The 11,251-nt window shown below is 71.8% G+C and carries 6 protein-coding genes; 5 read left to right on the top strand and 1 reads right to left on the bottom strand.

Features of this window, described 5'->3' with window-relative positions:
* Positions 1-21: 21 nt before the first annotated feature.
* Positions 22-6,069 (top strand): DUF7379 domain-containing protein, encoded by a 6,048-nt coding sequence (locus tag ALA01S_RS23405; RefSeq protein WP_066341599.1) that lies wholly within the window; start codon positions 22-24, stop codon positions 6,067-6,069.
* Between the two features lie 65 nt (positions 6,070-6,134).
* On the opposite strand, the gene ALA01S_RS23410 is transcribed toward ALA01S_RS23405, so the two are convergent.
* The gene (locus ALA01S_RS23410) at positions 6,135-6,611 is read right to left on the bottom strand and encodes an Lrp/AsnC family transcriptional regulator (protein WP_066341609.1); all 477 of its coding nucleotides are present in this window, start codon (positions 6,609-6,611) and stop codon (positions 6,135-6,137) included.
* 171 nt (positions 6,612-6,782) lie between these two features.
* Here ALA01S_RS23410 and ALA01S_RS23415 point away from each other — a divergent pair, with 171 nt between their 5' ends.
* From ALA01S_RS23415 to ALA01S_RS23430, 4 genes are all read left to right on the top strand, one after another.
* On the top strand, positions 6,783-7,766 hold the full coding sequence (locus tag ALA01S_RS23415; RefSeq protein ID WP_066341600.1) for an ABC transporter substrate-binding protein: 984 nt from the start codon (positions 6,783-6,785) through the stop codon (positions 7,764-7,766).
* A gap of 115 nt (positions 7,767-7,881) precedes the next feature.
* Complete coding sequence (locus tag ALA01S_RS23420) at positions 7,882-8,835, top strand: ABC transporter permease (RefSeq protein ID WP_066341601.1); 954 nt, start codon at positions 7,882-7,884, stop codon at positions 8,833-8,835.
* The gene (locus tag ALA01S_RS23425; RefSeq protein ID WP_066341603.1) at positions 8,835-9,629 is read left to right on the top strand and encodes an ABC transporter ATP-binding protein; all 795 of its coding nucleotides are present in this window, start codon (positions 8,835-8,837) and stop codon (positions 9,627-9,629) included. Before ALA01S_RS23420 ends, ALA01S_RS23425 begins: the two co-directional genes overlap by 1 nt.
* A 333-nt stretch (positions 9,630-9,962) precedes the next feature.
* Complete coding sequence (locus ALA01S_RS23430) at positions 9,963-11,186, top strand: Glu/Leu/Phe/Val dehydrogenase dimerization domain-containing protein (RefSeq protein WP_066341605.1); 1,224 nt, start codon at positions 9,963-9,965, stop codon at positions 11,184-11,186.
* The last annotated feature ends 65 nt before the right edge of the window (positions 11,187-11,251 follow it).

Here is an 11,251-nt window from a genome sequence, read left to right on the forward strand (position 1 = left end):
ACCCACGCGGGAGCACGACACATGGCGCATGTCCTTGAAGTGCAGGGCTGGCAGGCCACACACGACGCGCAGCCGGCGCTGTTGAGCAGCGCGGCGCGCGGTGCCGCAGGCGCTGCAGACGACGCGGAGAAAAAGCTCTTGCCCGCCGGCATCCTGGAGGTGCGCGAGACCGTGCTGCTGTCCCCCGCCGCCCGCGAGGCCGGCACGGCGCAGCCCGTGGGCGCCATGCAGGCCGGCGAGGGCGAAGTGCTGCTGCTGGAGCTGGAGGACGGCAGCACCCTGGTCACGAGCGTGGTGCAGTTGCGCGCGAGCCTGCTGCGCAGCCGCCCCGACCTCGTGGACGGCGACCGCATCCGGCTGGACCAGCTCAACGCGGCCACCGCCGTGCCCTCGCGCGGCCTGGTGGCCGACCTGGGCAAGGCGGTGGTCAAGCGCGTGATCCGCGCCGTGCTGCACGGCGAGCTGGACCAGGGCGCGCTGCTGCAGGACGCGGGTGTCCAGGCCGTGGAGCTGGGCTTGTCCTGGGCCGGCACCAAGGCCTTGACGAGCGTCCTGGAAAACAAGGTCATGGCCGGAGACGACCTGCTGTGCACCTGGGACACCACCGAGTCCGGCGCCGGCACGCCCAAGCCCGTGGAGCCGGAGCACTTCAAGGACTACGACGGCAAGCCGCTGCTGGTCTTCGTCCACGGCACCGCCTCCAACACCGTGGGCAGCTTCGGCGAGCTGCAAAGCGGCGAGCGCGACGTGTGGGCCGCGCTGCGCAAGGCCTACCCCGGCGGCCTCTACGCCCTGGAGCACCACACGCTGTCGAGAAGCCCCATAGAAAACGCCATCGCGCTGGCCGGCGCGCTGCCCAGGGGGGCGCGCGTGAGCTTGGTGTCGCACTCGCGCGGCGGCCTGGTGGCCGACCTGCTGTGCCTGCGCGACTTCGGCGCCCTCATCGCGCAGTACCGCCGCGACCCCAGGCAGTTCCAGGGGACGGGCAGTGCCGAGGGCGAGCGCGCCTTGCCGCCGGCCTCCACGCTGGCCGACGAGATGGACAAGGCGCACGGGGAGCAGCGCGCGCAGCTTGCCCGGCTGGCCGAGCTGCTGGCCGACAGGCAGCTCACCGTGGAGCGCTACGTGCGTGTGGCCGCGCCGGCCAACGGCACGCGGCTGGCCGGCGGCAACTTCGACCTGTTCCTCTCCGGCATCCTGAGCCTGCTGGGCCTGAACCCGTGGTTCTTCGGCAACCCGCTCTACGCGGTCTTCAAGCGCGTGGTGCTGGAAATCGCCCAGCGCCGCACCGATCCGCACATGGTTCCCGGCATAGAGGCCATGCTGCCGGACTCGCCCCTGGCGCGGCTGCTGCGCCAGGCGCCGGTGCAGCCCGGCATCGCCATGGGCTTGATCGCCGGGGACGCCGAGGGCGGCAGCGCGCTGTCGCGGCTGGGCCTGCTGCTCACCGACTTCCTGCTCTTCGACCAGGTGGACAACGACCTGGTGGTGGACACGCCGGCCATGCTGGCCGGCATCGCCGCGCGCGCCGGCGCCCGCGCGCTGCTGGAGCGCAGCCGCGCCACCACGCACTTCCGCTACTTCGCCAACCTCGACACCCGCACCGCGCTGCGCGACTGGCTGGTGAGCAAGGAGCCGCGCACGCTGCCGGCCTTCGTCGACCTGCCGCCGGACGAGGCGGCGCTGCAGGAAAGGCTGCAGCGCGCCCTGGAAGGCCAGACCCGCGCCGCCGCCGCGGCCGAGCTGCCCGTGGTCGTGCTGCTGCCCGGCATCATGGGCTCCTCGCTGCGCGCCAAGGGCGACCGCATCTGGCTGGACCCCTTGCGGCTGCTGCGCGGCGGGCTGGACCGCGTCGCCTGGGGCAGCGAGGGCGTGGAGGCCGAATCGCCGCTGGCGCTGTCCTACGGCGAGCTGATCGAGGAGCTGGCCCGCACGCACCGCGTGGTGGCCTTCGCCTACGACTGGCGCCAGCCGCTGGACGTGTTGGGCGAGCGCCTGGGGGCCTTGCTGGCGCAACTGCTGCAGCAGACCCAGCAGCCCATACGGCTGCTGGCGCACAGCATGGGCGGCCTGGTGGCGCGTGCCTGCATCTACCGCCGCCGCGCCGTGATGGACGAGCTCATGGCCCGCGCGGACGCGCGGCTGGTGATGCTGGGCACGCCGCACCAGGGCTCGCACACCATGGTGCAGAACCTGCTGGGCAAGGGCGGCATGCTGCGCGCCCTCGCGGCCATGGACACGCGGCACAGCCTGGAGGAGTTGCTCGGCATCGTCGCGGGCTTTCGCGGCGCGCTGCAGTTGCTGCCGCGCCCCGGCTTCGTGGACGAATTCCAGACCGAAGCCGATGCGCTGCAGCGCAACTTCATGCTCTCCACCACCTGGGACGACCTGAAGCCCACGGTCAAGGACTTCTGGTTCGGCGACGGCCGCATGGCCGTGCCGCTGCAGCAGGCGCTCACCGAGGGCGGCTGGCTGTGGAGCCAGGACAACGGCGGCCAGCCCAGGTCCGAGCCGCCCAGCCTGCCCGCCGCCTACGCCCCGAAAGCGATCTACGTGTTTGGCGTGGCGCTCAACACCACCTGCGGCCTGGTGGTGGAAAACGGGCGGCTCAAGCTCCAGGGCACGCCGCGCGGCGACGGCACCGTCACCTGGGCCTCCGGGCGCATAGGCAACGTCGGCCAGCACTATTTCATGCCCGCCGAGCACGGCAACCTGTGCGACACGCGCGAGCATTTCAGTGCGCTGGCGGAGCTGCTGGTCAAGGGCAGCACCGCGGCGCTGGCGCAGACGCCGCCCGTCACCCGCGCCGCCGAGCCGCAGGGCCCCGTGGTCTTTGACGCCGGGCCGCCGGCCGTGCTCTCCGATGCCGCGCTGATCAACGCCGCCGTGGGCGGCAAGGCGCGCACGCGCATCAAGCCGCGGCCCAAGCGCCGGCTGGAAGTGGGCGTCACCGCCACGGACCTGCGCTTTCTCACGCAGCCCTTGCTGGTGGGCCACTACGAGAACGACCCCATTGCCGGCCCCGAGGCCCTCATAGACCGCGAGCTGCTGGAAGGCGACCTGAGCCGCCGCCGGGCGCTGGGCCTGTACGCCGGTGCGCGCGGCACGGCCACCGTGGTGCTGCGCGTGTCGCCGCTGCGCCCGCTGGCCGCCGGCATGGTGCGCGGTGCGGTGGTCACGGGCCTGGGCCGCTACGAGCAGCCGCTGAGCGGCACGGACTTGACGGACGCCGTGCGCGCCGGCGTGTTGCGGCTGCTGCTGCAACTGGCCGACCAGCTCGGCGCGCAGGTGAACGGCGCCGACGCCGAGTACGAGCTGCCGCTGGCCACGCTGCTGCTGGGCTACAACTCCAACGCCAACCTCGGCGTGGACAGCTCCGTGGAGGCGCTGGTGCGCGGCGTGCTGGAGGCCAACGCGCGCTTCCACGAGAGCACGCGGCTGCGGCTGTGCGTTGGGCGGCTGGACATCGTCGAGCTCTACCTCGACACCGCCATCACCGCCGTGTACGCGCTGCGCCGCCTGGCGCAGGAGGGCTCGCGGCTGTCGCAGCTCGCGCAGAGCCAGGGCACGGCGCTGGTGTGCCGGCGCACGCTGCGCCAGGGGCAGGGCCTGCGCCAGCGCCTGTTCGACAACCATTCCAGCGCCTACTGGCCGCGGCTCATGATCACCGGCGCGGACGACGGCGCCGCCGGTGCTACTTCCGCGCTTGCCCCCGCGCCGGCCCCGGGCGCGGCCGCCGCGCCGGCGCCCTCGCGCGCCGCCGGCATCGCCACGCGGCTGCGCTTCGTCTACGTGGGCCAGCGCGCGCGGGCGGAGACGGAGATGCAGCAGCGCCAGCCGGGCCTGGTGGAAGCGCTCATACGCCAGCAGATCGCCTCGCCCGTGTGGAACGAGGACATCGGCCGCATGCTGTTCCAGCTCATGGTGCCGCACGACTTCAAGGAGGCCGGGCGGCAACTGCAGCGCGTGGTGCTGGTGCTGGACGAGTACACCGCCAACATGCCCTGGGAGCTGATGTTCGCCGCCGACGCCCAGGCCGGCGGCCTGGCGCAGGCGGGGCCGCCGCCGATGGCGCTGCAAATGCCCATGGTGCGCCAGCTCGCCAGCGCCGAGTACCGCCGCCAGGTGCGCCCCAGTGTGGGCCACACGGCGCTGGTGGTGGGCAATCCGTCCGTGCAGGGTTTTGAGTTGGCCTTCCTCGTGAATGGCCGGCCGGCGCAACCGCTGCCGCCGCTGCAGGGGGCCGAGGCGGAGGCCAACGCCGTGGCGCAGGTGCTCACCGGCCTGGGCTACGAGGTGCGCACCGCCATCGGTGCCGACCAGCGCGCGGTGGACGTGATGGCGCAACTGCTGCGCCGGCCCTGGCGCATCCTGCACATCGCCGCGCATGGGGTGTTCGACCTGGCGCACGTGGACGGCGGGCGCCGCTCCGGCGTGGTGCTCTCCGACGGCTTGTTGATCACCGCGGCGGAGATCTCCGCCATGGAGTGGGTGCCTGAGCTGGTCTTCCTCTCCTGCTGCCACCTGGGCCAGGTGGACGGCGGCGCGCAGCGCCTGCGCGACGCCAACAAGCTCGCGGCCAGCATTGCGCGCGAGCTCATGGCCATAGGCGTGCGCTGCGTGGTGGTGGCGGGTTGGGCCGTCAACGACAAGCTCGCGCGCGACTTCGGCGAGACCTTCTACAAGGAGCTGCTGCTGCACCGCCAGCCCTTTGGCGAGGCCGTGTTCCGGGCGCGCCAGGCCATCTACCAGGACGGCGGCGGCGACATCACCTGGGGGGCGTACCAGGCCTATGGCGACGCCGACTGGCGCGCCGAGGGCATGGCCGAGGCCCGCGCCGCCGGCGACGGCGACACCCAGGTCGCCAGCCCCGACGAGCTGCTGGACGAGCTGGCCTCACGCCGCGCGGCGCTGGCGCGGCGCTCCGAGGCGCTGACCGATGCCGAGCTCAAGCGCCAGCGCGACGAGATCCAGGACCTGCTGGACAAGCGCTGCCCGCCGGACTGGCGCCACTCGCCCTCGCTGCAATCGGCGCTGGGTGCCACGTGGGCCGATCTGAAGCATGACGACGAAGCCCGCAAGGCCTACCTCTGCGCCGTGCAGGCCGAGGACCAGCTCGGCCGCGTGCCCATTCGCGACATCGAGCAGCTCGCCAACGTCGAGGCCCGCTTGGGCGAGAAGCAGAAGGACAAGGACCTGATACGCCGCGCCCTGCAGCGGCTGGACGACCTGGACCGGCTGGTGGGCCAGGGCCGCGGCGAAGGAGAGGGCGAGGGCCAGCGCAGCGGCGCCCTCAACGCCGAGCGCGGCGCGCTGCGCGGCGGGGCGCTCAAGCGGCTGGCCGTCCTGCATGCGCGCGACTTGCTGGAGGCGTCGCCGGTACCCAGCTCGGCCGGCAAGGCGCTGGAGCGCATGCTGTCCGACAGCGCCCAGGCCTACCGCGCCGGCCAGGGCGAGCCGGGCCAGCCCGGCTTCAGGCCCTACAACGCGCTCAACGGGCTGGCGCTGCAGGCCCTGCTGCTCAAGGCGCAGCCCGCGACGGCGCCGGCGCGGGCCGCGCAGGCGCTGGAGCTGGCGCGGGTGAGCGAGGAGGAGGCGCGGCGCGCCTTCGCCGCGCAGGCCGACGCCTGGACGGCGCTCATGCCCCTGGAGGCCCGCGTGGTGCAGGCGCTGCTGGACGGCTCGCTCGACCAGGGCGAAGCCGCCGTGCCCGCGCGCGAGCAGCTGCTGCAGGCCTACCGCGCCGAGCTGGCGCGGCTGATGATCAAGCCGCGCGAGCTGGACTCCGTGCTGAGCCACCTGTGCCAGCTCTCGCGCCTGGCCGATGCGCTGTTCCTGCACAGCGGCGTGCCGGCGCTGTGGCACGTGGCGGCGCACCTGCTGGCGTTGGCGCAGGGCCTCAAGGCCACCGATTACCGGCGCGCCGATCGGGCAATGGCCAAGCCGCCGGCGGATGCGGCCAAGGATGCGGCGCCCGCGGCGGATGCCCGGGAGAGCAAGGCCGGCACGGCGCGCGGGAAGAAGACGGCGGCGGCCAAGAAGAGGGCGGCGCGCGGCGGGGGGGCGTGAGGACGGCCCGCCGAGTCGCCGGCCGAAGAGGATGAGGCCGTCTGGCGCCTGGCCGCGCCGACGCCTCATGCCTGCCCAAGCGGCAGCGTCGTCGTGCACTTGATCTCGTCCAGGCAGACGCTGGAGCGCACGCTGTTGACGCCGGGCAGCCGCATGAGCGTGTCCATCAGGAAGGTGGACAGCGCTTTCAGGTCCTGCGCCACGACCTTGAGCACGTAATCGAAGTCGCCCGTCACCGAGTAGCACTCCAGCACCTGCGGCAGGTCGGCCACCAGGCCCTGGAAGCTGGGCAGGTCGCGCAGGTGGCCCTTTTCCATGCCGATGTGGATGAAGGCCACCACCGTCAGGCCCAGCCGCCGCGCGTCCAGTTGCGCGTGGTAGCCGCCTATCAGGCCCAGCTCCTCCAGCCGGCGGTGGCGCCGGTGCGCCTGCGCGGGCGACAGGCCCGCCGCCTCGGCCAGCTCCAGGTTGGAGGCCCGGCCGTTGGCCTGCAGGTGCGTGAGCAGGCGGCAGTCGATTCGATCCAGATCAAGCGCGTGCACGGAAATTTCCCCGTTCGAGAGCAATACGAAATTCTGTCTCGCTTTCAGGGGAAGCCCCGCACGCTTGATGAAAAGCAATTGCGCGCCGTGCTGCCTAAAGTTTCGCCTGTTCGCAACGAGCGCCGCGCCGGGCCAAGAGCCCCGCAGCGGACGACACCGGAGACAGCCCCCATGCAACAACGTTTCTTCCGCGCCGCCCTCGCGTCCCTCACCCTGGCCTGCGCGCTGCCCGCCACGGCCCTGGCCGCCGAGGCCGCCGTCAAGCGCGTGGCCGTCACCGCCATCGTCGAGCACCCCGCGCTGGACGCCGCGCGCGACGGCGTGCGCGACGAGCTCAAGGCCGCCGGCTACGAGGTCGGCAAGAACCTGCGCTTCGACTACCAGAGCGCCCAGGGCAACACGGGCACCGCGGCGCAGATCGCGCGCAAGTACGTGGGCGAGCGGCCGGACGCCATCGTCGCCATCGCCACCCCGTCGGCCCAGGCCGCGGTGGCCGCCACGCGCGACATCCCGGTGGTGTTCTCCGCCGTCACCGACCCGGTGGCGGCCAAGCTCGTCAAGAGCTGGGAGCCCGCCGGCGGCAACGTCACGGGCGTGTCCGACGCCTCGCCGCTGGACAAGCACGTCGAGCTGGTCAAGCGCGTGCGGCCGGACGTGAAGAAGCTGGGCGTGATCTACAACCCCGGCGAGGCCAACTCGGTGGCCATCGTCGAGGCGCTCAAGAAAGCCTGCGCCGCCGCCGGCCTGACGCTGGTGGAAGCTGCCGCCCCGCGCACCGTGGACGTGCCCGGCGCCGCGCAAAGCCTGGTCGGCAAGGCCGACGTGATCTACGCGCCCACCGACAACAACGTGATGTCGGCCTTCGAGGGCATCGTGAAGGTGGCGCAGCAGGCCAAGCTGCCGGTGGTCGCGGCCGACACCGACGCCGTCAAGCGCGGCGCCGTCGCCGCCCTGGGCCTCAATTACTACGACCTGGGCCGCCAGACCGGCCAGCTCGTGGTGCGCGTGCTCAAGGGCGAGAAGCCCGGTGCCATCGCCGCGCAGACCAGCCAGCGCTTTGAGCTGCACGTCAACCCGGAAGCCGCGCAGAAGCAGGGCGTGACGCTGCCTGAGGACCTTCTGAAAGCCGCCAAGCAGGTGGTGGCGCAGAAATAAGCGCCGCGGCGGCGGTGCCGCCGCCACCTCTTCCGTCCTCAACCCGTTTTCGCTTTCGTCCGGCGCGCCGCTTCAGCGGCGCGTGCGGGCGCAGCCTTGCCGCAGGAAACCCCGCATGTCCCTCATCGCTTCCCTGGGCGCCCTGGAGATAGGCCTGATCTTTGGCCTGGTCGCCTTGGGCGTCTTCATCTCCTTCCGCGTCATCAACTTCCCCGACCTGACGGTGGACGGCAGCTTCCCGCTCGGCGGCGCCGTGGCCGCCACGCTGATCGTGGCCGGCTGGAACCCGCTGGCCGCGACCGTCGTGGCCATGCTGGCCGGCGCCGCCGCCGGCGCGCTCACGGCCTGGCTGCACGTTGGGCTGCGCATCATGCAGTTGCTGGCCAGCATCCTGGTGATGATCGCCCTGTACTCGATCAACCTGCGCGTGATGGGCAAGCCCAACGTGGCGCTGATCACCGAGCCCACGCTGTTCAGCCTGTTCACCTTCAACGACTGGCCGGACTACGTCTTCAAGCCGCTGCTCATGCTGGCCGTGGTCGCGGTGGTGAAGGGGCTGCTGGACCTGTTCTTCGCCTCCGAAGCCGGCCTGGCCATGCGCGCCACGGGCAACAACGCCCGCATGTCGCGCGCCCAGGGCATCTCCACCGACCGCTTCACCATCTACGGCCTGGCGCTGTCCAACGCGCTGGTGGCGCTGGCCGGGGCCTTGTTCGCGCAGTCGCAGGGCGGGGCGGACATCTCCATGGGCGTGGGCACCATCGTCATCGGCCTGGCCGCCGTCATCGTGGGCGAGACGCTGCTGCCGGCCCGCGGCCTGGTGCTGGCGACGCTGGCCTGCGTGCTGGGCGCCGTGCTCTACCGCTTCTTCATCGCCGCCGCGCTCAACAGCGACTTCCTGGGCCTGCAGGCGCAGGACCTCAACCTCGTCACCGCCGTGCTCGTGGCGCTGGCGCTGCTGAGCCCCCAGCTCAAGCGCAAGCTGGGCAAGCGCAAGGCACCGGCCTCGCTTGCTTCGACCCAGTCGGCCAAGGCCGGCAATACCGCGACGACCAAGGAGGCCCTGTGATGCTGCGCGCCCAACGACTGGAAATCACCTTCAACCCCGGCACGCCCATCGAGAACCGCGCGCTGCGCGGGCTGGACCTGGACATTCCCAGCGGGCAGTTCGTCACCGTGATCGGCTCCAACGGCGCGGGCAAGTCCACCTTCCTGAACGCCATCAGCGGCGACCTGCTGGTGGACAGCGGCCGCATCGAGATCGCCGGCGAGGACGTCACGCGGCGCAACGCCTGGCAGCGCAGCGCGCTGGTGGCGCGCGTGTTCCAGGACCCCATGGCCGGCACCTGCGAGGCGCTGAGCATCGAGGAGAACATGGCGCTGGCCTGGAAGCGCGGGCAGGGCCGGGGCCTGGCGCTCACGCTCAACAAGCAGGTGCGCGAGCTGTTCCGCGCCAAGCTGCGCACGCTCAACCTGGGCCTGGAGAACCGGCTGGCCGACCGCATGGGGCTGCTCTCCGGCGGTCAGCGCCAGGCGGTGAGCCTGCTGATGGCCTCGCTGCAGCCGTCCAAGCTCTTGCTGCTGGACGAGCACACCGCGGCGCTGGACCCGCGCACCGCCGCCTTCGTCCTGGAGCTGACCGACCGCATCGTGCGCGAGCAGCAGCTCACCGCGCTGATGGTCACCCACAGCATGCGCCAGGCCCTGGACCACGGCCACCGCACCGTGATGCTGCACCAGGGCCGCGTGGTGCTGGACGTCAGCGGCGAGCAGCGCCAGGGCCTGGACGTGCCGGACCTGCTGCGCATGTTCGAGCGCACGCGGGGCGAGCGCATCGACGACGACAAGCTGCTGCTGGCCTGAGCGGCCGCCAGCCGCAAGCCTCAAGCCGTAAGCCGCCACGCCACGCCACGCCCACTACTTCGTCATTCCCGCGAAGGCGGGAATCCAGGCGGCCCCACGCCAGAGCGAAGGGACCGCGCAGGAACACCAGGGCCCCAAGTCCCCGGAACGCCACGACATGAGCTGGCGGCCGGCTTGGGGGCCGCCTGGATCCCCGCCTTCGCGGGGATGACGAATCGGAAGGCGAGGCATGGCGGCTTCCGGCCAACGCCTCTCGATTTCTTGCCTTGGCCCTATCCGAATTTCTTGCCCTGGCCACACCCGAAAACGCCAAGGCTCACCAGGAGACCTCCCATGAAAGACCTGCTCCAGCGCTTCGAGAACAAGCCGCCCGCCATCGTGTTCGAGTGGCATGACGACCAGACGCCCGCGCGCGGCTGGGTGGTGATCAACAGCCTGCGCGGCGGCGCCGCCGGGGGCGGCACGCGCATGCGCCGCGGGCTGGACCGGCGCGAGGTCGAGTCGCTGGCCAAGACCATGGAGGTGAAGTTCACCGTGTCCGGCCCCGCCATCGGCGGCGCCAAGTCCGGCATCGACTTCGACCCGGCCGACCCGCGCAAGGCCGACGTGCTGCGCCGCTGGTACAAGGCCGTCGCCCCGCTGCTCAAGAGCTACTACGGCACGGGCGGCGACCTCAACGTGGACGAGATGCACGAGGTCATCCCCATCACCGAGAGCCACGGCCTGTGGCACCCGCAGGAGGGCGTGGTCAACGGCCACTTCAACCCCGGCGAGAGCGAGCGCATCCGCAAGGTCGGCCAGCTCCGGCGCGGCGTGGCCCACGCCGTGGAGGACGCGCGCTACACCCCCGATGCCGCGCGCCGCTACACGGTCGCCGACCTCATCACCGGCTGGGGCGTGGCCGAGTCCGTGCGCCACCAGCAGCGGCTGTGGGGCCGCGAGCTGCAGGGCAAGCGCGTCATCGTCCAGGGCTGGGGCAACGTGGGCGCGACGGCCGCCTACTACCTGGCCCAGGCCGGCGCCAAGGTGGTGGGCATCATCGACCGCGAAGGCGGCCTGCTGCGCCCGGCGGGGTTCACGTTCGACGAGGTGAAGGCGCTGTTCTTGAACCGCCGCGGCAACCAGCTCGCCGCCGACGATTTATTGCCCTTCGAGGAGATCAACCGCCGCATCTGGAGCGTGGGCGCCGAGGTCTTCCTGCCCTGCGCCGCCTCGCGCCTGGTGACGCAGCAGCAGGTGGATGCCATGGTCGCCAACGGCCTGGAAGTCATCGCCTGCGGCGCCAACGTCGCCTTCGCCGACAGTGAAATTTTTTATGGACCGATCCAGGAGCATGCCGATGGCCGCGTGTCGGTGATCCCGGACTTCGTTGCCAACTGCGGCATGGCGCGTGCCTTTGCCTATCTCATGGGTGAGGGCGCCCACGGGGACGAGGCCGTCTTCGGCGACGTTTCCGCCACCATCCTCAACGCCCTGCAGCGCTGCCGCGAGCGCTCGGTGGAGCCCACGGGGCTGGCCCGCACCGCCTACACCCTCGCGCTGGACCAGCTGGTCTGAACGCCTGAATCGATTCCTAAGGAGAAACCGCCATGTCCGACCTGTTCGAGAACCCCATGGGCCTG

The organism is Azohydromonas lata NBRC 102462 (genome assembly GCF_001571085.1).
GTDB classification, from domain to species: Bacteria; Pseudomonadota; Gammaproteobacteria; order Burkholderiales; family Burkholderiaceae_C; genus Azohydromonas; species Azohydromonas lata.